The 21,573-nt window shown below is 75.6% G+C and carries 26 protein-coding genes; 17 read left to right on the forward strand and 9 right to left on the reverse strand.

Going from position 1 to position 21,573, the window contains the following annotated elements; genetic code table 11:
• Nucleotide 1: 1 nt before the first annotated feature.
• Nucleotides 2-205, reverse strand: coding sequence for a PspC domain-containing protein (locus OF117_RS13520; RefSeq protein WP_263553368.1), 204 nt, complete (start codon nucleotides 203-205; stop codon nucleotides 2-4).
• A 52-nt stretch (nucleotides 206-257) separates the two neighbouring features.
• On the opposite strand from OF117_RS13520, the gene OF117_RS13525 reads away from it, so the two are divergent.
• On the forward strand, nucleotides 258-773 hold the full coding sequence (locus OF117_RS13525) for an O-acetyl-ADP-ribose deacetylase (RefSeq protein WP_263553369.1): 516 nt from the start codon (nucleotides 258-260) through the stop codon (nucleotides 771-773).
• A gap of 22 nt (nucleotides 774-795) precedes the next feature.
• On the opposite strand, the gene OF117_RS13530 is transcribed toward OF117_RS13525, so the two are convergent.
• The 3 genes from OF117_RS13530 to OF117_RS13540 form a co-directional block, all read right to left on the reverse strand.
• Complete coding sequence (locus OF117_RS13530; RefSeq protein WP_263553370.1) at nucleotides 796-1,644, reverse strand: spermidine synthase; 849 nt, start codon at nucleotides 1,642-1,644, stop codon at nucleotides 796-798.
• Nucleotides 1,634-2,407: a maleylpyruvate isomerase N-terminal domain-containing protein gene (locus tag OF117_RS13535; RefSeq protein WP_263553371.1), complete on the reverse strand. Its 774-nt coding sequence runs from the start codon at nucleotides 2,405-2,407 to the stop codon at nucleotides 1,634-1,636. The genes OF117_RS13530 and OF117_RS13535 overlap by 11 nt, the downstream gene beginning before the upstream one ends.
• Before the next feature lie 80 nt (nucleotides 2,408-2,487).
• Nucleotides 2,488-3,357 (reverse strand): class I SAM-dependent methyltransferase, encoded by an 870-nt coding sequence (locus OF117_RS13540; protein WP_263553372.1) that lies wholly within the window; start codon nucleotides 3,355-3,357, stop codon nucleotides 2,488-2,490.
• A 64-nt stretch (nucleotides 3,358-3,421) separates the two neighbouring features.
• Between OF117_RS13540 and OF117_RS13545 the strand changes: the two genes are divergently transcribed.
• From OF117_RS13545 to OF117_RS13570, 6 genes are all read left to right on the forward strand, one after another.
• Nucleotides 3,422-4,429 carry a UDP-N-acetylmuramate dehydrogenase gene (locus OF117_RS13545; protein WP_263553373.1) on the forward strand — a complete coding sequence of 336 codons (1,008 nt, stop codon included), beginning with the start codon at nucleotides 3,422-3,424 and terminating at the stop codon, nucleotides 4,427-4,429.
• 503 nt (nucleotides 4,430-4,932) lie between these two features.
• Nucleotides 4,933-6,267, forward strand: coding sequence for a D-inositol-3-phosphate glycosyltransferase (gene mshA / locus OF117_RS13550; RefSeq protein ID WP_263553374.1), 1,335 nt, complete (start codon nucleotides 4,933-4,935; stop codon nucleotides 6,265-6,267).
• A gap of 37 nt (nucleotides 6,268-6,304) precedes the next feature.
• The gene (locus OF117_RS13555; RefSeq protein ID WP_263553375.1) at nucleotides 6,305-6,877 is read left to right on the forward strand and encodes a YbjN domain-containing protein; all 573 of its coding nucleotides are present in this window, start codon (nucleotides 6,305-6,307) and stop codon (nucleotides 6,875-6,877) included.
• Nucleotides 6,874-8,505 (forward strand): MFS transporter, encoded by a 1,632-nt coding sequence (locus OF117_RS13560; protein WP_263553376.1) that lies wholly within the window; start codon nucleotides 6,874-6,876, stop codon nucleotides 8,503-8,505. The genes OF117_RS13555 and OF117_RS13560 overlap by 4 nt, the downstream gene beginning before the upstream one ends.
• A 75-nt stretch (nucleotides 8,506-8,580) precedes the next feature.
• On the forward strand, nucleotides 8,581-8,877 hold the full coding sequence (locus OF117_RS13565) for a hypothetical protein (RefSeq protein ID WP_263553377.1): 297 nt from the start codon (nucleotides 8,581-8,583) through the stop codon (nucleotides 8,875-8,877).
• Between the two features lie 44 nt (nucleotides 8,878-8,921).
• The gene (locus OF117_RS13570; protein WP_318014248.1) at nucleotides 8,922-9,707 is read left to right on the forward strand and encodes a phosphoglyceromutase; all 786 of its coding nucleotides are present in this window, start codon (nucleotides 8,922-8,924) and stop codon (nucleotides 9,705-9,707) included.
• Nucleotides 9,708-9,823: 116 nt separating this feature from the next.
• Here OF117_RS13570 and phoU read toward each other — a convergent pair whose 3' ends face one another.
• A complete protein-coding gene (phoU, locus tag OF117_RS13575; protein ID WP_263553378.1) occupies nucleotides 9,824-10,486 on the reverse strand; it encodes a phosphate signaling complex protein PhoU in 663 nt (220 codons plus the stop codon).
• A gap of 219 nt (nucleotides 10,487-10,705) precedes the next feature.
• Here phoU and OF117_RS13580 point away from each other — a divergent pair, with 219 nt between their 5' ends.
• Both OF117_RS13580 and OF117_RS13585 read left to right on the forward strand, forming a co-directional pair.
• Nucleotides 10,706-11,935, forward strand: coding sequence for a sensor histidine kinase (locus OF117_RS13580; RefSeq protein WP_263553379.1), 1,230 nt, complete (start codon nucleotides 10,706-10,708; stop codon nucleotides 11,933-11,935).
• Complete coding sequence (locus OF117_RS13585; RefSeq protein WP_263553380.1) at nucleotides 11,932-12,612, forward strand: response regulator transcription factor; 681 nt, start codon at nucleotides 11,932-11,934, stop codon at nucleotides 12,610-12,612. Before OF117_RS13580 ends, OF117_RS13585 begins: the two co-directional genes overlap by 4 nt.
• Before the next feature lie 123 nt (nucleotides 12,613-12,735).
• On the opposite strand, the gene OF117_RS13590 is transcribed toward OF117_RS13585, so the two are convergent.
• Together OF117_RS13590 and OF117_RS13595 are read right to left on the reverse strand one after the other, a co-directional pair.
• Complete coding sequence (locus OF117_RS13590; protein ID WP_263553381.1) at nucleotides 12,736-12,951, reverse strand: DUF3072 domain-containing protein; 216 nt, start codon at nucleotides 12,949-12,951, stop codon at nucleotides 12,736-12,738.
• A 10-nt stretch (nucleotides 12,952-12,961) separates the two neighbouring features.
• Entirely contained in the window at nucleotides 12,962-13,183 is a 222-nt protein-coding gene (locus OF117_RS13595; RefSeq protein ID WP_263553382.1) for a hypothetical protein, read from the reverse strand.
• An 81-nt stretch (nucleotides 13,184-13,264) separates the two neighbouring features.
• On the opposite strand from OF117_RS13595, the gene OF117_RS13600 reads away from it, so the two are divergent.
• A complete protein-coding gene (locus OF117_RS13600; protein ID WP_263553383.1) occupies nucleotides 13,265-14,368 on the forward strand; it encodes a helix-turn-helix domain-containing protein in 1,104 nt (367 codons plus the stop codon).
• Here the strand turns inward: OF117_RS13600 and OF117_RS13605 are convergent.
• Nucleotides 14,276-15,079: a hypothetical protein gene (locus tag OF117_RS13605; RefSeq protein WP_263553384.1), complete on the reverse strand. Its 804-nt coding sequence runs from the start codon at nucleotides 15,077-15,079 to the stop codon at nucleotides 14,276-14,278. The two genes, OF117_RS13600 and OF117_RS13605, sit on opposite strands and share 93 nt — an antisense overlap.
• A gap of 40 nt (nucleotides 15,080-15,119) precedes the next feature.
• On the opposite strand from OF117_RS13605, the gene OF117_RS13610 reads away from it, so the two are divergent.
• A complete protein-coding gene (locus OF117_RS13610) occupies nucleotides 15,120-16,064 on the forward strand; it encodes a Ppx/GppA phosphatase family protein (RefSeq protein WP_263553385.1) in 945 nt (314 codons plus the stop codon).
• On the forward strand, nucleotides 16,064-16,852 hold the full coding sequence (locus OF117_RS13615) for a hypothetical protein (protein WP_263553386.1): 789 nt from the start codon (nucleotides 16,064-16,066) through the stop codon (nucleotides 16,850-16,852). The genes OF117_RS13610 and OF117_RS13615 overlap by 1 nt, the downstream gene beginning before the upstream one ends.
• On the opposite strand, the gene OF117_RS13620 is transcribed toward OF117_RS13615, so the two are convergent.
• Nucleotides 16,849-17,433, reverse strand: a complete 585-nt coding sequence (locus OF117_RS13620) for a type 1 glutamine amidotransferase domain-containing protein (protein WP_263553387.1) — start codon at nucleotides 17,431-17,433, stop codon at nucleotides 16,849-16,851. The two genes, OF117_RS13615 and OF117_RS13620, sit on opposite strands and share 4 nt — an antisense overlap.
• A 131-nt stretch (nucleotides 17,434-17,564) precedes the next feature.
• Here OF117_RS13620 and proC point away from each other — a divergent pair, with 131 nt between their 5' ends.
• The 5 genes from proC to OF117_RS13645 all read left to right on the forward strand — a co-directional run bounded on the left by proC (nucleotide 17,565) and on the right by OF117_RS13645 (nucleotide 21,386).
• Complete coding sequence (gene proC, locus OF117_RS13625) at nucleotides 17,565-18,383, forward strand: pyrroline-5-carboxylate reductase (protein WP_263553388.1); 819 nt, start codon at nucleotides 17,565-17,567, stop codon at nucleotides 18,381-18,383.
• A gap of 365 nt (nucleotides 18,384-18,748) precedes the next feature.
• On the forward strand, nucleotides 18,749-18,964 hold the full coding sequence (locus OF117_RS13630; protein ID WP_263553494.1) for a helix-turn-helix domain-containing protein: 216 nt from the start codon (nucleotides 18,749-18,751) through the stop codon (nucleotides 18,962-18,964).
• A 305-nt stretch (nucleotides 18,965-19,269) separates the two neighbouring features.
• Entirely contained in the window at nucleotides 19,270-19,368 is a 99-nt protein-coding gene (locus tag OF117_RS13635; protein WP_012854759.1) for a 30S ribosomal protein bS22, read from the forward strand.
• 10 nt (nucleotides 19,369-19,378) lie between these two features.
• Nucleotides 19,379-20,485, forward strand: a complete 1,107-nt coding sequence (locus OF117_RS13640; protein WP_263553389.1) for an NAD-dependent epimerase/dehydratase family protein — start codon at nucleotides 19,379-19,381, stop codon at nucleotides 20,483-20,485.
• Nucleotides 20,478-21,386: a lysophospholipid acyltransferase family protein gene (locus OF117_RS13645; RefSeq protein WP_263553390.1), complete on the forward strand. Its 909-nt coding sequence runs from the start codon at nucleotides 20,478-20,480 to the stop codon at nucleotides 21,384-21,386. Before OF117_RS13640 ends, OF117_RS13645 begins: the two co-directional genes overlap by 8 nt.
• The last annotated feature ends 187 nt before the right edge of the window (nucleotides 21,387-21,573 follow it).

Below are 21,573 nucleotides of genomic sequence, written 5' to 3' on the forward strand. Positions count from 1 at the left end.
GTCAGTAGCCGTCGTCGGCGGGGATGAGCACCCACAGCAGCAGGTAGGCCACGAACTGCGGCCCCGGCAGGATGCAGGAGACCACGAAGGCGACCCGCAGGGCGGTGGGCGACAGTCCGTAGCGTCGCGCGATCCCGGCGCAGACGCCGGCGATCACCCGGTTCCGGGTGTCCCGGCGCAGCCGCCGGGGGACGGGTGCGGTCATGGGCCGATCCTGGCACCGGTTCCCGGCCGGGAGGCTGGCTACCGTCTGCCCCGTGGAACTGGTGGCGGTGCGCGGCGACATCACCGAGGCCGACGTCGACGTCGTGGTGAACGCGGCCAATCCGGGCCTGCTGGGCGGCGGCGGTGTCGACGGCGCCATCCACGCGGCTGGCGGGCCGGCGATCCTCGAGGAGTGCCGGGCGGTCAAGGCCCGGCTGCCCGGGGGGCTGCTGCCCCGCGGGCAGGCGGTGGCGACGACGGCGGGCCGGCTGCCGGCCCGATGGGTCGTGCACACCGCGGGACCGGTCTGGTCGGCCGGTGAGGACCGATCGGCCACGCTGCGGTCCTGCTACACCGAGAGCCTGCGCGAGGCCGACCGGCTGGGCGCGCGCACCGTGGCCTTCCCGGCGATCTCGGCCGGCATCTACGGCTGGCCGCTCGACGACGCCGCCCGGCAGGCGGTGGCCGGCGTCCGGGCGGCCGGCCCGCTCGAGCACGTGCGGCACGTCCGCTTCGTGCTCTTCGACGACCGGGCGCTGGCCGCCTTCGAGGCGGCGCTGGCCGGGTGAGCCGGGAGCGCTCGTCCCGCCGTCAGCCGGTGGCGAAGACCCCGGCGGGCGGCTCGGGGGAGTCGACCGCGCCGGCGTCGCGCACGGGCACGGCGCCCGCCGCGAACCGGTCGAGGTCGGCGCCGGCGACCACCCGCGCGGGCATCGGGTCGGCCGCGCAGCGCCGGGTGAGGGCGGCGACCGGCAGCTCGCCGTCGGTGCAGACGGCGACCAGGTTGCCGAACCGCCGTCCGCGCAGGATGCCGGGCTCGGCCAGCAGGGCGACGTGCCGGAAGGCGGTGCGGAGGGTGGCGGCCTGGCCGCGCGCGAAGCGCAGCGGTGGGCCGTCGGCCACGTTGACCGCGTAGGTCCCGCCGGGGCGCAGCACCCGCCGGACGTCGGCGGCGAACTCGATCGTCGTGAGGTGCGCGGGGGTGCGGGCGCCGGCGAACACGTCGCACACCACGACGTCGGCGCTGGCGTCCGGCCGGGCGGCGAGGCCGGCACGGGCGTCGTCCGCGCGCACCCGCACCCGCGCGCTCCGCGGCAGCGGCAGACGGTCGCGGACCAGCTCGGTCAGCGACGGGTCGATCTCGACCACCCGCTGCCGGGAGCCGGGCCGGGTGACCGCGACGTAACGGGCCAGGGTCAGCGCGCCGCCGCCGAGGTGCAGCACGTCGAGCGGCGCACCCTCCTCGCCGGCCAGGTCGAGCACGTGCCCCAGCCGGCGCACGTACTCGAACTCCAGGTGCGTCGGGTCGTCGAGGTCGACGTGCGACTGCGGGGTGTCGCCGACCAGCAGCACCCACGATCCCGGGCGGTCGGCGTCGGCCAGCAGTTCAGCCGTTCCGCGGACGCCGGGCGCCGGCCCGGGCGGGTGTTCAGCGTCCACGCAGCAGCGCCTCCGCGGCGGGGTCGCCGGAGACGTCGACCCGCGCCGGCCGCCCCCACAGCCGCAGGAGCAGGTCGGTCGCCCCGCCCTCCAGGACGGCGTCCACGGGGCCGTCGCCCCCGCCGGTGATCACCACCGTGCCGGGTTCACCGGGTGCCAACCGCACCGTCCAGGAGCGGCCGGTGTCCCGGCTGACGACGCGGACCGTCGCGTCGGCGGTGGTGAACGGCGCGGTGTGCACCCACCGGGCGAGCACGGTGGTGAGCAGCTCGTCGACGCCGTCGTCGGCCAGCTGGGGGTGGACCGGGGTGAGCGGGACGCCGGCGGTGGCCTCCAGGTCCATCCGGTGGACGGCGAGCTCGTGCGCCTGCCGGCGGGCCCAGTCGGCGGCTACCCGGCCGGCGGCCGGGCTCATGTGCCAGGCCGGGGAGTCGGCCGGGACCTCCCGCAGCGCCTGCACCAGCTCGGCCAGCCCCTCGGCGTACCAGCCGAGCAGCCCCTGCGCCGGGGGAGCGGGGCGCGTCTCCGGGGGCGGCGGCGTCACCACGCCGGCGCGCAGGATGTGCGTCGACCAGCGGTGGATGCCGGCGAGGTGGCCCACCAGGTCGCGGGCCGTCCACACCGGGATCCAGGGGACCGGGCTGTCCAGCGTCGCGCCCGAGGGCGCCGTACCCGCGTCGAGCTCCGCGGCGAGGACACCGAACCGCTCGCCCTCCTCGACCACGGCCTGGATGCACCGCTGCCGTCGCGACTCGTCCAGCACGGTCGACATCGTGCCCGACGGGGGCCGGCGGGGCCGTCCGGTCCCGTGCACGCCGGACCGGGCGGCGGACGGCGGCCCGGTCAGGCCGGGGCGACCGCCGACCAGCGCACCGTGATCTCGCCGTCCCGCCACCGCCGGGCCGGCCCGACGACCGGCCAGCCCTGCTCGGCGAGCGCGCCGACCGCGGCCGCCCAGCGCTGCCGCGGCCCGAAGGCCGACAGGCCGGCGGCCGCCGCCCACGCCGCGTCGAAGGCCCGCAGGAAGTCGTGCACCGGCTCGCCGGGCACGTTGCGGTGGATGAGCGCCTTGGGCAGCCGCTCGGCGAGGTCGGACGGCGCGTCGAGTCCGGACACCCGCGTGGAGATCGTGAGCGTCAGCGGCCCGTCCCGGTCGAGGGCGACCCAGGCGGCCCGGCGTCCCCACTCGTCGCAGGTGCCCTCGACCAGCAGCCCGCCGGGCGCGAGCGCGGCGCGCATGGTCCCTTCCGCTCGCGCGGCCGACGCCTCGTCGTACTGCCGCAGCACGTTGAAGGCCCGCACGAGCACCGGCCGCAGCCCGGCCAGCTCGAAGCCGCCGACGCGGAAGTCGACCCGCGGGGGATCGCGCTCGGCGGCCACGGCCTCGACCCGTGCCGGGTCGATCTCCAGACCCACCACCTCGAGCCCGGGGACCCGGGCGCCGAGCCGGTCGGCGAGCTCCAGCGTGGTGACCGCCGAGGAGCCGTAGCCGAGGTCGACGACGAGCGGGTGGGCGGCGTCACGCAGGCGGGGCAGTTGCGTCGCCAGCAGCCAGCGGTCCACGCGGCGCAGCCGGTTCGCGTTCGTCGTGCCACGCGTGGGCAGGCCCAGCGCCCGCGCCCGGCCCGCGGCCAGCCGGGGCGCCCGACGGCGTCCCGGACCGGACGGGTCGAGCGTGGCACGCTGCTTGTGCTCGCTGCCCGGGCCGCTCACCGGTCCGGAGGGTAGTCGCCCCGGGTCGCCCGGCGGTCCGGCGCCGCGCGGTTAGCGTGGCTGCGTGCACGTGCGACGCGATGCCCGGCTGGCCGAGCTCACCACGCTGGCCGTCGGCGGCCCGATCGACCGGCTCGTCGAGGTCACCGACGCCGCGGAGCTCGTCTCCGCCGTCCGCGAGGCCGACGAGGCCGGGCGGCCGCTGCTGGTGCTGGGCGGCGGCTCCAACGTGGTCGCCCCGGACGACGGCTGGCCCGGCGACGTGGTGGCCGTGCGCACCCGCGGAGTCGACCGCTCCGCCGACCGGCTGCGGGTGGCGGCGGGTGAGGACTGGGACACCCTGGTCGCGCGCACCGTCGAGGAGGGGCTGGCCGGGATGGAGGCCCTGGCCGGCATCCCCGGGTCGACCGGCGCCACGCCGGTGCAGAACGTGGGCGCCTACGGCCAGGAGGTGGCGCAGACGATCACCGCCGTCCGGGTCTGGGACCGCGCGGAGAAGGTCGAGCGCACCCTGCCGCCCGCCGAGTGCGGGTTCGACTACCGCGACAGCCGGCTCAAGCGCGAGCCGGGCCGGTTCGTCGTCCTCGACGTCACCTTCCTGCTGCACCCGAGCCCGGTCTCCCGCCCGGTCACCTACGCCGAGCTGGCGCGGCGGCTGGGCATCGAGGTGGGCGGCACCGCGCCGCTGACCGACGTCCGGGCCGCGGTGCTCGAGCTCCGCCGGGGGAAGGGGATGGTGCTCGACCCCGGCGACCCCGACAGCCGGAGCGCCGGGTCGTTCTTCACCAACCCGATCGTGCCGTCCGACCGGGCCGTGACGGGCTGCCCGACCTGGCCGGCCGGGGACGGGCTGGTCAAGCTCAGCGCCGCCTGGCTGGTTCAGCACGCGGGCTTCGGCCGCGGCACCCGCGAGGGGCGGGTCGGCACGTCGAGCAAGCACAGCCTGGCGCTGACCACCGAACCAGGGGCGTCGGCGACCGAGCTGCTCGCCTTCGCCGACCGGGTGGCCGCGGCCGTCCAGGAGCGCTTCGGGGTGACCCTCACCCGCGAACCCACCGCGGTCGCGCCGTGACACTGTCGCCCTACCGGGCTCCGACCGCGGCCGGGCGCCGTCCCCCGTCACGCTGAGCCGCTTCCGCCGCTCCTCGGGGGACCCTCCGGGCCCCCGCTCGTCCCGGCGACGACCGCGGCCAGGCGCCGTCCCCCGTCACGCTGAGCCCGGCCCCGGACGTCGGCACGTCGACCCCGGTCGAGAGCGCCGACGGCCGCCGCCGACGTGGGATCGGTCACGTCCGCCGGCGCGGTGCCACCTCCTCGGGGCGGTCGGCCGGTGCTGCGGCCCCGTCCTCAGGACGACGTCGGACCGCCCCGCAGCCAGGCATCGCGCGGGTTGCCGCCCGGGTTCCGTCGGACGCGCGGGGGACGACGGCGGCCCGGCCGGTGCCGGGAGCGGCCGGCGTACGGCGGCGGGGATGCGGGTCCGGACATGTGGCGCTCCTGGCGCTGTTGCACCATGGACATCCGACAGGGGTGCCTCCGGGCCCCGGCAGCGCAGCAGGGCGGGAGGTCGCAGGGGTGCCCGCTCGTCGCCTACCCGGCCCCGGTCTGCCGCGGCGGGTGGCGACGCTCTCGGTGCACACCAGCCCCCTCGACCAGCCGGGCGCCGGCGACGCGGGCGGCATGAACGTCTACATCGTCGAGGTGTCCCGCCGGCTCGCCGCGCGGGGCATCGCCGTCGACGTCTTCACCCGGGCCACCTCCAGCGACCTGCCGCCGGTCGTCGAGATGGTCCCGGGCGTCACCGTGCGGCACGTGAGCGCCGGCCCGTTCGAGGACCTCGGCAAGGAGGAGCTGCCCGCGCAGTTGTGCGCGTTCACCGCCGCCGTCCTCCGCGAAGAAGCGCAGCACGAGCCGGGCCACTACGACGTCGTGCACTCGCACTACTGGCTGTCCGGCCAGGTCGGCTGGCTGGCCCGCGACCGGTGGAGCGTGCCGCTCATCCACACCGCGCACACCCTCGCCAAGGTGAAGAACGCCGCGCTGGCCGAGGGCGACCGGCCCGAGCCGCGGGCCCGGGTGATCGGCGAGCAGCAGGTGGTCGCGGAGGCTGACCGGCTCGTCGCCAACACCGAGGAGGAGGCCCGTCAGCTGCGCGTGCACTACGGCGCCGATCCGGAGCGGACCCTCGTCGTCCCGCCGGGGGTCGACCTCGACCGCTTCGCCCCCGGTGACCGCGCCGCCGCGCGCCGCGCCGTCGGCGTCGCCGACGACGCCGTCGTGCTGCTCTTCGTCGGCCGGATCCAGCCGCTGAAGGCGCCCGACGTGCTCCTGGACGCCGCCGCCCGGATGCTGGACGACGATCCGGGCCTGCGTGACCGGCTCCGGGTGCACGTCATCGGGGCGCCCAGCGGGACGGGCCTGGCCGCGCCGCGCCAGCTGGAGGACCGCGCCGCGGCACTCGGCATCGCCGACGTCGTCCGCTTCCTGCCGCCGCAGCCGCCCGACCGGCTCACCGACCACTACCGCGCGGCCGACGTGACCGTCGTCCCCAGCCACAGCGAGTCCTTCGGCCTGGTCGCGCTGGAGGCGCAGGCCTGCCGCACCCCGGTCGTCGCGGCCGCCGTCGGCGGGCTGCGGACGGCGGTCCGCGACGGCGTCTCCGGCGTGCTGGTCGACGGCCACGACCCGGCCGGCTACGCAGCCGCGCTGCGCTCCGTGCTCGGCCGGCGCGAACTGCTCGCCGCCGGTGCCCGGCGGCACGCGGCGCGCTTCTCGTGGGACCGGACCGTCGACGCGCTCGTCGAGGCGTACGCGTCGGCGGGCAACGAGTTCGCGCGGGCCGCGCTGCGGCTGAGGCCCGGCCGGATCGGCCCGCTGCGGGCCGTGCCCGGCGCGCAGGTGGCCCGGTGACACGGACGGCGGTGCGACCCGGGAGGGAGGTGGCGCCATGAGCGACGAGCGGCTCGTCGCCGACCTCGACGACGTGATCGAGGCGACGCTGCGCGACAGCGAGTTGGCGCACGAGCACCCGGCGCCGGGTCGGTGGCTGGTCGACCTGCCGGGCACGCAGAAGCTCAAGACCGTGTGCGGCCTCATCGTCGGCGAGCACGCGCTGCGGGTGGAGGCGTTCGTCTGCCGGCAGCCCGACGAGAACCGCGAGCAGCTGTGGACCTACCTGCTGCAGCACAACGCCCGCATGTACGGCGTCGCCTACTCGATCGACAGCGTGGGCGACGTCTACCTGACCGGCCGCCTGCCGCACGCGGCGGTCACGCCCGAGGAACTCGACCGGGTGCTCGGCGCGGTGCTGTCCTACGCCGACGACCACTTCAACACGATGCTCGAGATCGGCTTCGGCAGCTCGATCCGCAAGGAGTGGGAGTGGCGGGTCAAGCGCGGGGAGTCGCTGCGCAACCTGGAGGCGTTCGCCGCCTTCGCCGACCCGTCGCGCCGGTCCGGCGCCGACCCGTCGCGCCGGTCCGGCGCCGATCCGGGGGGCGCCCCGGACGGCGACCGGTGACGGCTCCCGGCCACCCCCTCCCGCCGGCCTCCGAGGAGGTCCGTCCCGGCTACGAGCGCCGGTGGTGGGTGCTGGCCACGATGACGGTGTGCCTGCTCGTGGTGATCATGGGTAACACGATCCTCAACGTCGCGCTGCCCACGCTGCAGCGGGAACTGGGCGCCACCCACGGGGAGCTGCAGTGGGCCGTCGACGCCTACATCCTCGTCTTCGCGGGCCTGCTGTTCTCCTGGGGCGTCATCGGCGACCGCATCGGCCGCCGCCGCGTGCTGCTGATCGGGCTGGCGGTCTTCACCTCCGGCTCGGTGATGGCGGCCTTCTGCGACGGCCCCCTGCAGCTGATCGCCTGGCGCGCGGTCATGGGCGTCGGTGGGGCGGCGGTGCAGCCGGCCACTCTCGCGGTCATCACCAACGTCTTCCCGCCGGCCGAGCGCGGGCGGGCGATCGGCGTCTGGGCGGGGGCGGCGGGGCTGGCGGTCGCGGGCGGGCCGCTGGCCGGCGGCGCCGTGCTCGTGCACTTCTGGTGGGGCGCGGTGTTCCTGCTCGGCGTCCCGGTCGCCCTCCTCGCGATGGCCGGCACGCTGGCCGTCGTCCCGGAGTCCCGGGATCCCGATCCGGGGCGGCTCGACGTGCCCGGCGTCCTGCTCTCCATCGCCGCCCTCGCCGGCCTGGTGTACGGCATCATCCGCGGCGGCTCCGGCGAGGGCTGGACCGCGCCCGGCGTGCTCGTCCCCCTGGTCGGCGGGCTGGCGCTGCTGGCGCTGTTCGTCTGGTCGCAGCGGCGGTCGCGCCATCCCGCCCTCGACGTGTCGCTGTTCCGCAACCCGGCGTTCTCCGCCGCGGCCGGCGCGCTCGGGCTGAACTTCTTCGCCCTGATGGGCGCCACCTTCTACATCGTCTACTACCTGCAGGGCGTCCGCGGCTACAGCCCGCTGGAGAGCGGTGCCACGCTGATCCCGGTGGCGCTCGGCATGGCGGTGACGGCGCCGCAGAGCTCGAAGCTGGCCGGGCGTTACGGCGCGAAGGCCGTCTGCGGCACCGGCTTCCTGCTCATCGCCACGTCGTTCGCCGGCATGCAGTTGCTCGACCGCACCTCGCCGCTGTGGCTGCTGCTGGTCGTGCTCGCCGTGCAGGGCATCGGCATGGGCTCGGTGATGGCGCCGGCGACCGAATCGATCATGTCCGTCGTCCCGCGGGAGCGTGCCGGTGCCGGGGCCGCGGTGAACAACTCGGTGCGCCAGGTCGGCGGCGCGCTCGGCGTCGCCGTCCTGGGCTCGCTGCTGGCGTCGGCCTACGCCGCGCGCGTGGGTCCGCTCGTCGAGGCGCTCCCCCCGGGCGAGCGGGCGGAGGCCGGCCGCTCGATCGTCGCGACGCTCGAGGCGGTCCGCCGGGTGCGGGAGGGGGCGGACGGTGAGGCGGCCGGTGCGGCCGGTGCGATCATCGACCCCGCCCGCGATGCGTTCGTCGCGGCGATGCACGTGACCGCCGTCGGGACCGCGGCCGCCAGCCTGGTCGCCGCGATCGTCGTCGCCGTGTGGCTGCCCGGACGCCGCGACCGCCGGGTACGCCGGGGCCCCGCGGCGCGACGGCACGCACGCCGGCAGGGTGTCGCCCACCCCTCGGGGTGACCCGGCGCCGCGGCCGCCGGGCCGCGGCCGTTCACCCGGCAGACGTGGGGCCCGGCGGCCGTTAGCGTGGCCGGGGTGCAGGACGGCGCGACGCAGGAACGGTTCCGGGCGCTCGTCGGGGTGGTCGCGGCCTCGGCCCTCGCCTACCCGCTGGTGCTGTGCGCGGTCCAGATCGGCCTCGCCCAGCTGCTGCGCGTCGACGTCGGCGCCGTCGTGCTCTGGCTGCTGGCAGCCGTCGCGTGCTCCGTCGCCCTGGTCGGCGCGGTGCGCTGGGGCGCGGCCCGCCGGGTGCGCAGCCCGTGGCTGCTGCTCGGCGTCCTCCCGCCGCTCGTCTACGAGCTCTGGCTGGTCTGGCCGCTGCTGACCGGATGAAACCCGACCGGGCCGACGGGCGCCGGGTCCGGCAGGATGGCGGCGTGACCGCGTCCATCACGCCGACGTCCCAGCCGACCAGCCCCGGCACGCTGGTGCTGCTACGTCACGGCGAGAGCGAGTGGAACAAGGCGAACCTGTTCACCGGCTGGGTCGACGTCCCGTTGTCGGAGAAGGGGCGGGCCGAGGCGACCCGCGGCGGCGCGCTGCTCGCCGAGCAGGGGCTGCTGCCCGACGTCGTGCACACCTCGGTGCTCGTCCGGGCCATCTCCACCGCCGAGCTCGCGCTCGCCGAGGCCGGCCGGTCGTGGATCCCGGTGCGCCGCTCGTGGCGGCTCAACGAGCGCCACTACGGGGCGCTGCAGGGCAAGGACAAGGCGGCGACCCTCGCCGAGTACGGCGAGGAACAGTTCATGGTCTGGCGCCGGTCCTACGACACGCCGCCGCCGCCGATCGAGCGGGGCAGCGAGTACGACCAGGACGACGACCCGCGCTACGCCGCGCTGCCGCCGGAGGCCCGCCCGGCGACCGAGTGCCTCGCCGACGTCGTCGTCCGGATGCTGCCGTACTGGTACGACGCGATCGTGCCCGACCTGCGCACCGGCGCCACCGTGCTGGTCGCCGCGCACGGCAACAGCCTCCGGGCCCTGGTCAAGCACCTCGACGGCATGGGTGACGAGGAGGTCGTCGGGCTGAACATCCCGACCGGTGTCCCGCTGCGCTACGACCTGGACGCCGACCTCCGCCCGGTGAAGACCGGCGGCGAGTACCTCGACCCGGAGGCCGCCGCGGCCGCCATCGAAGCGGTGAAGAACCAGGGCCGGAAGTAGGGCGCGACCGCCCGGTCAGCCCGGCTCCCGCGGTGCCGCACCCCGACCCGCGGGGGGCGGCGTGCGGGGGGCACCGCGAGAGCCGACGTGCCCGACCGTCGACGACCCCGCGCTGCTCAGCCCGCGGTCGGCTGGTGGGCGTGGCGCTCGCCGGTGACGAGGTAGGCGACCCGCCGCGCCACGCTCACCGCGTGGTCGGCGAACCGCTCGTAGAACCGGCCGAGCAGCGTGATGTCGATGGCCGTCTCGATGCCGTGCTCCCAGTCGTCGGAGAGCAGCTGGCGGAACAGGCCGCGGTGCAGCCGGTCCATCGCGTCGTCGTCGGTCTCCAGCTCGGCGGCGGCCTGCAGGTCGTGCTTCGCGATGACCGTGGCGGCCTTGCTGATGAGCATCTCGGCGATGTGGCCGGCCTCGAGGAAGGCCGGGCGCACGTCCTGCGGGATGGCCGACTCGGGGAAGCGCATCCGGGCGATCTTCGCGATGTGCTCGGCGAGGTCGCCCATCCGCTCCAGGTCGCTCACGATGCGCATGGTGGTCGTGATGAGGCGGAGGTCCCCGGCGACCGGCTGCTGCCGGGCGAGCAGGGTGAAGCAGCGCTGGTCGATGCTCTCCCGGGCCGCGTCGATCTGCTCGTCGCCGGCGATGACCAGGTCGGCCAGGGCGACGTCGGCGTCGAGCAGCGCGGTGGTCGCGGTGCTCATCGCCGAGCCGACCGAGTTGGCCATCTCGACCAGGCAGTTGTTGATGTCGTCGAGTTCCTCGCGGTAGCTGTCGCGCATCGCCGTCCTCCTCGTCCTCGACCGCTCTGCGGCCCTGAGGTGACGGTGCCCACGACCGGGCCCCGCCACGCCTGCGGCCGAGCCTAGGCCGATCCGCGCGGCTCGCGGGCGGGTCCGGGTGAACGCACCGGTCCCCGGAGGTGAACAGTGCTGCCGGACGGGGGTGAACCGCCCCTCGGACGGCCCCGACGGCCCGCGTTGTCGATCTAGCATCGGGTCGTGAGTCCGCTGGTGGCCCTCCTCCTCGGGGCCGTCCTGGGGGCGGTGCTGGGCGCCGCCCTCGTGCTGCGCGCCCGGCGGTTGGGCACGGGCGCCGCCGGTGACCGGACCCGCGCCTCCGCCGAGGAGGGGACGCTGCCCGACCGGGCCGTCGTGCAGCGGCTGCTGGACGCCATCGACCCGGCCGTCCTGCTCGTCGCCGCCGACGACTCCGTGCTGCTGGCCAACGCATCGGCGCGGCGGCTGGGGATCGTGCGCCGGACCCGGTTGCAGGTGCCCGAGCTGCTGGACCTGGTCCACGACGTCGCCGCCGGCAGCGACCGCCGGGGAGAGGTGCGCCTCCCCGGCGAGCTGGCCGGCTCCGATCCGCGGCTGGTCGGTGTGCGCGGTGTCCGGTTGGGTGGCGACGGGTTCGACGGGCGGCTCGGTGACGACGGCTCCGCGCCCGTGGTGCTGGTGCTGCAGGACCTCACCGAGGCCCGGCGGGTCGAGGCCGTGCGTCGGGACTTCGTGGCGAACGTCAGCCACGAGCTGAAGACGCCGGTCGGCGCGCTGGCGCTGCTTGCCGAGGCCATCCTCGGTGCCGCCGACGACCCGGAGACGGTGCAGCGGTTCGCCAGCCGGATGGCCCACGAGGCCGACCGGCTGGGCCGGCTGGTGCGCGAGCTCATCGACCTCTCCCGACTGCAGGGCGGCGAGCCGATGCCGACCCTCGAGCCGGTCGACGTCGACACCGTGCTGGCCGAGGCCGTCGACCGGACGCGCATGGCCGCGGCGGCCAAGCAGATCGAGATCGCCGTCGGCGGGGTGCCGGGGCTCGTGGTGCGCGGCGTCGAATCACAGCTGATCACGGCCGTGACCAACCTGCTCGGCAATGCGGTGACCTACAGCCCGCAAGGCACGCGGATCGCGGTGGCCGCCCGGGCCCGGGCCGGCTCGGCCGAGATCGTGGTCACCGACAGCGGGATCGGGATCCCGCGCGAGGACCGCAACCGGATCTTCGAGCGCTTCTACCGCGTCGACCAGTCCCGGGCGAGCACCACCGGCGGGACCGGTCTGGGCCTGGCCATCGTCAAGCACGTGGCCAGCAACCACGGCGGCTCGGTGTCGGTGTGGAGCGAGGAAGGGCTCGGCTCGACGTTCACGCTGCGCATCCCGCTGGCGGCCGGAGCCGGGCGGGCTGGACGGACGGACGGCAGGGAGCCGGCCGTGGGGAGAGGACGGGCATGACCCGAGTGCTGGTGGTGGAGGACGAGGAGTCGTTCTCCGACGCGCTGTCGTACATGTTGCGGCGCGAGGGCTACGACGCCGTGGTGGCCGCGAACGGTCACGACGCGCTGGCCGAGTTCGACCGCGGGGGGGCCGACGTCGTCCTGCTGGACCTCATGCTGCCCGGCCTGCCGGGCACCGAGGTCTGCCGGGCGCTGCGCGCGCGCAGCAACGTGCCGATCATCATGCTCACCGCGAAGGACGCCGAGATCGACAAGGTCGTGGGCCTGGAACTGGGGGCCGACGACTACGTCACCAAGCCGTACTCGGCGCGCGAGCTCGTCGCGCGGATCCGCGCCGTGCTGCGTCGCCGCACGGACGCCGAGCCGGCCGGCGACGCGGTGCTCGAGGCCGGCCCGGTGCGGATGGACGTCGAACGGCACGTGGTCGCGGTGGACGGCGAGCCGGTGCCCCTCCCGCTCAAGGAGTTCGACCTGCTGGAGCTGCTCCTCCGCAACGCGGGCCGCGTGCTGACCCGCGGCCAGCTGATCGACCGGGTGTGGGGCTCGGACTACGTCGGCGACACCAAGACCCTCGACGTCCACGTCAAGCGGCTGCGGGCCAAGATCGAGCCCGACCCGGCGAATCCCAAGTACCTGCTCACCGTGCGCGGCCTGGGCTACAAGCTCGAAGCCTGAACGCGGCTCCGCCGGCGAGGCGGAGCGGCCGCCGCGAGGGGGTGGAGCGGCTCCACCGCGCTCATCCTCCGGGCCCGGGCGGGCGGCCCCGGTCGGCGGATGGCTTCGCGACCCGCCGACCGGTCACCTGCCGGTCTCGTCCTTCAGTTCCTCGATGCGACGCGAGGCGTCGGCCTTGCTGAGGTCGTCGGGCACCTGCTCGCCGGCCTCGCGGGCCAGGGTCGACAGGTAGCTCTTCTGGGCACCGGTGGCCGGTTCGTCGCCGGTCACCCAGTCCGCCGGGTCCTTCTCGGCGGTCGGGTCGCCGGGCTGGCCGGTGCGGGCGGCGTCTTCGCTCATGTGTTCGAGTCTAGGCCGGAACCAGCGTCCGCGCCTCCCGGGCCGGGGACGGCGCCGGCAGCTGCGGGGTCCGGCGCTCCTCCCAGCGACGTCCGGTCCGGTAGACGTGCGTGCGGCCGCAGGGGCACGCGACGGTCATGGCGATGTGCGTGGGGTGGTTGGCCACCGCGACCACGCGTCGGTCGGCGACCAGCTCGTCGGTCCGGGTGACGGGGCAGGTGATCAGCAACATGGGAAGAGCGTGCTCCCCGCTGCGGGGATGCACGAGTGGCGGGACCGACCACTTTCGCAAGTTTTCTGCCACACTGAGGTCATGCGCGCATCCGACCGCCCGCTCGTCGTGAGCGTCCTCGTCGCCGACGGTCTCGTGGGCACCTTCGGCCTGGGCGTGGCCGCCGAGGTGTTCGGCTACGACCACCGCGCGAAGGGCCTGCCGGCCTTCGACTTCGGCCTGGTCGCCGAGCGGCCGGGAGTGCTGCGCACCGACACCGGCATCCCGATCACCGTGGAGCACGGGCTCGACCGGCTGGTCCGCTCCGACATCGTGACGATCACCGCGTGGGAGGTGATCGACCGCGTCCCGTCGCCGCAGCTGCTCGACGCGCTGCGGGAGGCGCACGCCCGCGGGGCGGTGATCGTCAGCCAGTGCACCGGTGCCTTCGTGCTGGCCGCGGCCGGCCTGCTCGACGGCTGCCGGGCGACCACGCACTGGAAGTGGTCCGGGGAGCTGGCCGCGCGGTTCCCCGCCGTGCGCGTCGACCCCGCCGTCCTCTACGTCGACAACGGCAGCATCGTGACCGGGGCCGGCACCGCGGCCGGCGTCGACGCCCTGCTGCACCTCGTCCGCCGCGAGTGGGGGGCCGCGGCGGCCAATGCGCTGGCGCGGGAGATGGTGGTGCCGCCGCACCGCGACGGCGGGCAGGCGCAGTACATCGACGCCCCGGTCGCCGAGTGCGAGGACGACCGGCTCGGCGCGGTGCTCGCGTGGGCGGGGGCGCACCTCGCCGACGACATCTCCGTCGACGACCTCGCCCGCCGAGCCCTCATGAGCCCCCGCACCTTCGCCCGGAGGTTCCGGTCGACGACGGGCACGACTCCGCACGCCTGGCTGCTCGGCCGGCGGCTGGCCGCGGCCGAGGCGCTCCTGGAGGGCAGTGACGCCCCGGTGGAGGAGATCGCCCGGCTGGTCGGCTTCGGCACCGCCGCCGGCCTGCGCGAGCAGTTCACCCGGCGTCGGGGGGTTTCGCCCCGCGCCTACCGGCAGACCTTCCGCGCCGGGTCGGCGGCCTCGGCGGCCGCGGCGAGCGACGGGGGCGGCGACCGGTCAACCGGCCGGACGGCGCCGGTGCAGCTCGACGGGCACCGGGCGCGGGCTGGCCGGGTGCGGCGCGACGAGGCCCTGGTCCAGGCGGGCTAGCACCAACCGGCGCAGCTCGGCGTACGCCGGTGCGCCCACGAGCGCGGTGAGCTCGGCGGCGTAGGTCTCGACCAACGGTTCGGGCGCGACGTGCGCGTCCGGCGACCCCGTGCACCACCAGTGCAGGTCGTGGCCGCCGGCGCCCCAGCCGCGACGGTCGAACTCGCCGATCGTCGTCCGCAGGACACGACTGCCGTCGGGCCGTTCGACGTGCTCCTGCTCGCGCCGCACGGGCAACTGCCAGCAGACGTCCGGCTTGGTCGTCAGCGGGTGCAGCCCGGTGCGCAGCGCCATCCGGTGCAGCGCGCAGCCGGCGCCGCCGCGGTGGCCGGGCCGGTTGAGGAAGACGCAGGCGCCGTCGACCACGAGGGTGCGCACCGACGGCGGGCCGTCGTCGTCGGCCTCCTCTTCGGTCCAGCCCTGCCGCCCGACGCCGGCCAGCTGCCAGTCGTCGTCGGTCAGGTCGGCCACCGCGGCGCGGACGCGGTCCAGGTCGTCCTCGTCGGTGAGGTACGCGCCGTGGCTGCAGCAGCCGTCGTCCGGTCGCCCGGCGACCACGCCGGCGCACCCGCGGCCGAAGATGCACGTCCACGCCGAGGCGAGCCAGGTCACGTCGGCGCGGACCACGTGCTCCCGGTCGGCCGGGTCGGCGAACTCGATCCACTCGCGCGGGAAGTCGAGGGGGACCTCCGGCGGAGGGGACTCGGGCACCGGCCAAGCCTAGGAGCCGGGGGACCGGCAGGATGGGCCCATGCGGCTCGGGGTGCTGGACGTCGGCTCCAACACGGTGCACCTCCTGGTCGTCGACGCCCACCGCGGCGCGCACCCCACCCCGATGCACGACGACCGGTGGTTGCTGCGGCTGGCCGAGCACGTGGGGCCGGACGACCTGCTGACCACGACGGGGGAGCGGGCGCTGCTGCGGGCGGTCCAGAAGGCGTGCGACGCCGCGCAGCGGCACGGCTGCGAGGACTTCATGGGCCTGGTCACCTCGGCCATCCGCGAGGCGGAGAACGGGCTGGAGGTGCTCGGCCGGATCCGCGAGCGCACCGGTGTCGACCTGCAGGTGCTCAGCGGCGAGGAGGAGGCCCGGCTGACCTTCCTCGCCGTCCGCCGGTGGTTCGGCTGGAGCGCCGGCCGGCTGCTCGTGCTCGACATCGGCGGCGGATCGCTGGAGCTGGCCAGCGGCCTCGACGAGGATCCCGACGTGGCCCTCTCCCTGCCGCTCGGCGCCGGCCGGATGACCCGCCGCTTCCTGCCCGATGCGCGCTCCGGTGGCCGTCCCGACCTCGCCGCGCTGGGCAAGCTCCGCAGCCACGCCGACGAGCTGCTGGCGCCGGCCGCCAAGAAGCTGCGCAAGGCCGGCCCGCCGGACCTGGTGGCCGCCACGAGCAAGACGTTCCGGACCCTCGCGCGGCTCACGGGGGCAGCGCCCTACTCCGCGGGTATCTGGGCGCCCCGCGAGCTGCGGGTGGAGTCGCTCGAGCAGCTCGTCGGGTTCGTGTCGCGGATCGAGTCCGATGCCCTCGGCGAGCTGGAGGGCGTGTCGGTCGACCGCGCGCACCAGGTTCCCGCGGGAGCGGTCGTCGCTACCGCGTCGATGCGGGCGCTCGACGTACCGTCTGTCCGGATCTGCCCCTGGGCGCTGCGGGAAGGTGTCATCCTGCGCCGGTTGGACTCGTTGGGAGGAGCGTGATGGCCGAGCCTGACTGGAACCCCGACACGGCCGGCCGCCCGCTGGCCGAGATCCTTCGCGAGGCCGGCATCGAGTCCCCCCGGTCCGGCCGGCGCCGCCGCTGGGACGACCCGGAGGACACCGGCATCCGGCAGCGGCGGGCCGCGGCCGACGCCGACACCGGGAGCCAGTTGAAGCGGCGCAAGAGCGACCGGGAGCCGACCACCGGCGACCGGCCCCGCAGCGCACCACCCGCCGTCCCCGAGCCGTCGACGGCCGCCATCCCCGGGCTGCGGCCGAGCCGGACCCCCGGCGTCCCCACGGGCTCGACGCCGGTCACCGGACGGCGCCCCGCGGCGGCCCCGGCCACCGGGCCGGGGCGCGCGGCGAGTGCGCCGTCGAGCCTGGTGCGGGACCGGACGACCTCCGCGCGGAGCTCGTCGCCGGCCGGCGGGGAACCGTCGACCGGCCCGATCCCGGTCGTGCGGGCCGACGTCGCCGTCGACGACCTCGAAGACGCCGGACCGCGCGAGAGCGCGCTCGCGTGGCTCCGCTTCGCCGGTGAGCTGGTGATCGCCCTAGCGGCCGGGGTCGGCGTCTACTTCCTGGCCAACGTGCTGTGGGAGATGCTGCCCCAGGCGGCCGTGCTGCTCGCGCCGCTGGCGGTCACCGGTCTGGTCGCCGGGGTGGGGCTGTGGCGGCAGCGGATGGGGCGGGAACCGATGGGCGTCCGGCTGCTCGCGGTGCTGGTCTTCGCCGGTGCCCTGCTGACCGTCGCGCCGGCCGCCGGGCTGCTCGCGAGCGGCTAGGCGTCCACGTCGGCCCGCTGCCGGACGTCGCCGTCGGCCGGCTCCTGGGCGAACTGCTCGACGATGGCGGCGCAGAAGGCGTCCAGGTCGTCGGGCTTGCGGCTGGTGGTCAGGTTGCCGTCGACCACCAGCTCCTCGTCCACCCACTCCGCGCCGGCGTTGCACAGGTCGGTCTGCAGCGAGGGCCACGAGGTCATCCGGCGGCCGCGGACGACGTCGGCCTCGGCCAGCACCCACGGGGCGTGGCAGATGGCGGCCACCGGCTTTCCGGCGTCGAAGAACCCCTTCACGAAGGCGACCGCGTCGGCGTCGGCGCGGACGAAGTCACCGTTGGCCACCCCGCCGGGCAGCACCAGCGCCGCGTACTCGTCGGGGTCGGCCGTGCCCACGGTCGTGTCGACCTTCTTGGTGTCGCCCCTGTCGAGGTGGTTGAACGCGGTGATCGTGCCCGACTCCAGGGCCACCAGCTCCGGCTGCGCCCCCGCCTCCTCGAGGGCCTGCCAGGGCCGGTCGAGCTCGACCTGCTCGACGCCGTCCGTCGCGAGGACGGCGACCTTCATCCCGTTGAGTTCTCCAGCCATGCGGCCCGCGCTACCCCGGGGCCGGGAGGGGCACACGCGGGGCGCACTACGGTTCGCAGCGTGCCGATCCCAGCGCGACCCACCAGCCCTGCCGCCCCGCCGCTCCCCGGCGCCGCCGTCCGGAGCCCGGCGTGGTGAGCGTGCGCGGTGGGCTGGCCATCGTCGGCGGCGGCAAGATCGGCGAGGCGCTGCTGTCGGGCCTGGTCCGGCGCGGCGGCGGCGAGGGCATCGTGGTGTGCGAACGCAGCCCGGAGCGCGCCGTCGAGCTCGCCGCCCGCTACGGCGTGCCCACCCTGGATCTCGCCGGAGCCGCCCAGCGGGCGCGGGTGCTCCTGCTCGCGGTCAAACCGCAGGACATCGACGTCCTCCTGGCCGCCCTGGCGCCGTCGGTCGACCCGGCCCGGCACCTTGTCGTGTCGGTCGCGGCCGGGGTCCCCACGGCACGCATCGAGGCGGCGCTGCCGGCCGACACCCCCGTCGTCCGGGTCATGCCGAACACGCCGGCACTGGTGGACGAGGGCATGAGCGTGCTGTCCGCCGGTGCCCACGCGGAGGAGACCCACCTCGACGAGGCCGAGCAGCTGCTGGCGGCGGTCGGCCGGGTGCGGCGGGTGCCGGAGTCGCAGCAGGACGCCGTCACCGCGCTGTCGGGCAGCGGGCCGGCCTACTTCTTCTACCTGGTCGAGGCGATGGTCGACGCAGGGATCCTGCTCGGGCTGCCCCGGGCGCTGGCCGCCGACCTGATCGTGCAGACGGCCCTGGGCGCGGCGGTGATGCTGCGCGACTCCGGAGAGCACCCGGTGCAACTGCGGGAGGCGGTCACCAGCCCGGGGGGGACGACGATCGCGGCGGTGCGGGAGCTGGAGCGCCACGGCGTCCGGGCGGCCCTCATCGCGGCGATCGAGGCCGCGCACGCCCGATCCGTCGAACTGGGCAGGGAGGGGAAGTGACGATACCGGGCGATGCCGCCGACATGTCGACAATCCGTGAGCGAACGTGTTCGTGTCGCCTACGACTCGCCGATGGACATGTCGACCGGGCTGGATAGGTCTACTTCTGCCCAGGACGGACCGGTCCCCCTGTTCGATTCAACCATCGCTTCAGTCACGCCCGTCCCCCTACGCTCTGTGTCAGCACGTGCGTGTCCCGTAGCCGGTGGGGAAGCCGGCTCCCGACTCGTGCTAGGTCCGGAGAAGCGATCATGACCATGCCCCAGCGCACCGCCGTCGTCCGCCCGGGTGTCCCGGGTCCCCGTCCGATCGGCCGCCCCGTGCCGGCTGCCGCCGGCCGCCCGCTCGCGGGCCACCCGGGTGCCATGCCCGTCGGCCGCCCGCAGGTGCCCGCCCCGCGCGCGGCCGTCACCTTCCTGACCGTGGCCGAGGTCGCCGCGATGATGCGCGTCTCCAAGATGACCGTGTACCGCCTCGTCCACGCCGGCGAGCTGTCCGCCGTCCGCGTCGGCCGGTCCTTCCGCGTGCCGGAGCGCGCCGTCCAGGACTACCTGCGCGACGCCTACACCGACATCGCCTGAGGAGAAGGACCCCACCCTCCGCGTGCCTCACGAGCTCGGGGCGGGTCCCTGGACGGGGCCGCCCTGCGTCCCGCCCCTCGCAGGCCCGCGGCGGGACCCCGTGGAGGGTCTCACCCGATGTGTCGTCCCACGTCCGCCCGCGGCAGCGTCGCCGCGGGGCGGACGGGTACTCTCGCACGCTGAGCGGCGCCGTGCCCCAGTGCCGGGGTGGTCGCCGCCGCACGAGCTGATCACCTCGCACGGTGCCCGGCGTGACCCACCGGTCGCCGGTCGGGCCCGCGCGGCGACCACGTCGGGAGCAGGCCATGGGTTCGGTCATCAAGAAGCGGCGCAAGCGGATGGCGAAGAAGAAGCACCGCAAGCTGCTCAAGAAGACGCGCGTGCAGCGTCGCAACAAGAAGTGAGCTGACGCTCGTGCCGCCCCGGGTCGTCCTGGTCACCGGCGTGAGCCGGTGGCTGGGCGGTGCCCTGGCGGCGGAGCTGGCCACCGACCCGGCGATCCACCGGGTCATCGGGGTCGACACCGTGCCGCCGTCCCCGGCGCTGCTGCGGCGGCTCGGACGCACCGAGTTCGTGCGCGCCGACATCCGCAACCCGATGATCGGCAAAGTGGTCACGACGGCGTCGGTCGACACCGTCGTGCACATGAACATCAGCGCGACGCCGGCCGGTGCCGGCGGCCGCGCGCCGATGAAGGAACTCAACGTCATCGGCTCCATGCAGCTGCTGGCCGCCTGCCAGCGGGCCCCCTCGGTGCGCCGGTTCGTGCTGAAGTCCACCAGCGCCGTGTACGGGGCCTCCCCGCGCGACCCCGCCGTCTTCACCGAGGCGATGCAGGCGCGGCGGGTGCCCTCGGGCGGCTTCGCCAAGGACAGCCAGGACATCGAGGGCTACGTGCGGTCCTTCGGGCGTCGCCGTCCGGACGTCGACCTCGCCGTGCTGCGCTTCACCAACTTCATCGGCCCGCGCATCGACTCGCTGCTCGCCGGCTTCTTCCGCATGCCCGTGGTGCCCACGGCGCTGGGCTACGACGCCCGGGTGCAGCTCCTGCACGAGGACGACGCCCTGGCGGTGCTGGTCCGCGCGACCACGGGCCACTTCGCCGGCACGGTGAACGTCGGCGGCGAGGGCACCCTGCTGCTCTCCCAGGCCATCCGCCGGCTCGGACGCGTGCAGGTGCCGCTCCCGACGTCGACGCTGGGCTCGGTCGGCCGGCTCACCCGGCGGTTCGGGTTCGTCGACTACTCGCCCGAGCAGATGCGCTTCCTCAACTTCGGCCGCGTCGTCGACACGACGGTGCTGCGCACCGAGTTCGGCTACGCACCGCGGTACACCACCGTCGAAGCGCTCGCCGACTACGCGCGGACGGTGCCGCCGGTGGTGTCGCCGGCGCTGGTGGCCGGGATCACCGAGCGGGTCGAGAACGCCGTCCGGCGCGCCGGCGACGTCGTCGAGGCGGTCGGGCAGCGGCTGCACCCGCCCGCGCCGGCGCCGGGACTGCGGGCGGTGCGTGATGCCTGAGGCACGCGTCATCCCGCTGCGGCCCGACGACGACGAGACACGGCTGCCGCCGCCCCCGTCCCTGGGCTGGGAGCAGCAGGTCGCCGACGTGCTGGAGTTCCTCCGCCGCCGTCTCACCGGCGAGTACGACACCGACGAGTTCGGTTTCGACCCGGACCTGACCGACCACGTGCTGCTCCCGCTGCTGCGGCCGCTGTTCGCCCGGTGGTTCCGGGTGGAGACGCAGGGCGCCGAGCACGTCCCCGCCACGGGCGGCGCGCTGGTGGTGGCCAACCACTCCGGCACGCTCCCGGTCGACTCGCTCATGGCCACCGTCGCCCTGCACGACCACCACCCCGCGCAGCGGCGGCTGCGGCTGCTGGGGGCCGACCTGGTCTTCGACATGCCCTTCGTCGGCGCGCTGTCGCGCAAGCTCGGCGCGACCCTCGCCTGCACCGAGGACGTCGAGCGGCTGCTCACCGAAGGCGAGCTCGTGGGCGTCTTCCCGGAGGGCTTCAAGGGCATCGGCAAGCCGTTCCGCGACCGCTACACGCTCCAGCGCTTCGGTCGCGGAGGATTCGTCAGCGCGGCCCTGCGCACCGGCACCCCCATCGTGCCCTGCGCCATAGTCGGCGCCGAGGAGATCTACCCGATGATCGGCAACGCCAGGACGGCGGCCCGGCTGCTCGGCCTGCCGTACTTCCCGATCACCCCGACGTTCCCCCTGCTCGGTCCGCTCGGGCTGCTGCCGCTGCCGTCGAAGTGGCTGATCGCGTTCGGCGAGCCCATCGAGACCGCGTCCTACGGACCCGACGCGGCCGAGGACCCGATGCTGGTGTTCAACCTGACCGACCAGGTGCGCGAGACCATCCAGCACTCGCTGTACCAGCTCCTCCTGCAACGCCGCAGCGTTTTCACCTGACGCGGTGACATGGTCGTCCTCCGGACGACACCGCGGCCAACGGCCGTCCCGACCTGCGTGGAGCCGCTGCCCGGCGTTCCTCGGGGGACCCTCCGGGCCCCCGCTCGTCGCGACCGCCTCGCGGGGCGGCGCCGGTGGGCACCCGCGGCCAACGGCCGTCCCGACCTGCGTGGAGCCGCTGCCCGGC

The organism is Geodermatophilus sp. YIM 151500 (assembly GCF_025716945.1).
In the GTDB taxonomy this organism is placed as follows: Bacteria; Actinomycetota; Actinomycetes; order Mycobacteriales; family Geodermatophilaceae; genus YIM-151500.

What these genes read in the sequence shown, in the direction of transcription:
- OF117_RS13520 (WP_263553368.1), bottom strand. Translation starts at nt 205, where the DNA reads ATGACCGCACCCGTCCCCCGGCGGCTGCGCCGGGACACCCGGAACCGG.
- OF117_RS13555 (WP_263553375.1), top strand. Translation starts at nt 6,305, where the DNA reads ATGAGCGACGAGCGGCTCGTCGCCGACCTCGACGACGTGATCGAGGCG.
- phoU (WP_263553378.1), bottom strand. Translation starts at nt 10,486, where the DNA reads ATGCGCGACAGCTACCGCGAGGAACTCGACGACATCAACAACTGCCTG.
- OF117_RS13585 (WP_263553380.1), top strand. Translation starts at nt 11,932, where the DNA reads ATGACCCGAGTGCTGGTGGTGGAGGACGAGGAGTCGTTCTCCGACGCG.
- OF117_RS13590 (WP_263553381.1), bottom strand. Translation starts at nt 12,951, where the DNA reads ATGAGCGAAGACGCCGCCCGCACCGGCCAGCCCGGCGACCCGACCGCC.
- OF117_RS13595 (WP_263553382.1), bottom strand. Translation starts at nt 13,183, where the DNA reads ATGTTGCTGATCACCTGCCCCGTCACCCGGACCGACGAGCTGGTCGCC.
- OF117_RS13600 (WP_263553383.1), top strand. Translation starts at nt 13,265, where the DNA reads ATGCGCGCATCCGACCGCCCGCTCGTCGTGAGCGTCCTCGTCGCCGAC.
- OF117_RS13610 (WP_263553385.1), top strand. Translation starts at nt 15,120, where the DNA reads ATGCGGCTCGGGGTGCTGGACGTCGGCTCCAACACGGTGCACCTCCTG.
- OF117_RS13615 (WP_263553386.1), top strand. Translation starts at nt 16,064, where the DNA reads ATGGCCGAGCCTGACTGGAACCCCGACACGGCCGGCCGCCCGCTGGCC.
- OF117_RS13620 (WP_263553387.1), bottom strand. Translation starts at nt 17,433, where the DNA reads ATGGCTGGAGAACTCAACGGGATGAAGGTCGCCGTCCTCGCGACGGAC.
- OF117_RS13630 (WP_263553494.1), top strand. Translation starts at nt 18,749, where the DNA reads ATGCCCGTCGGCCGCCCGCAGGTGCCCGCCCCGCGCGCGGCCGTCACC.
- OF117_RS13635 (WP_012854759.1), top strand. Translation starts at nt 19,270, where the DNA reads ATGGGTTCGGTCATCAAGAAGCGGCGCAAGCGGATGGCGAAGAAGAAG.
- OF117_RS13645 (WP_263553390.1), top strand. Translation starts at nt 20,478, where the DNA reads ATGCCTGAGGCACGCGTCATCCCGCTGCGGCCCGACGACGACGAGACA.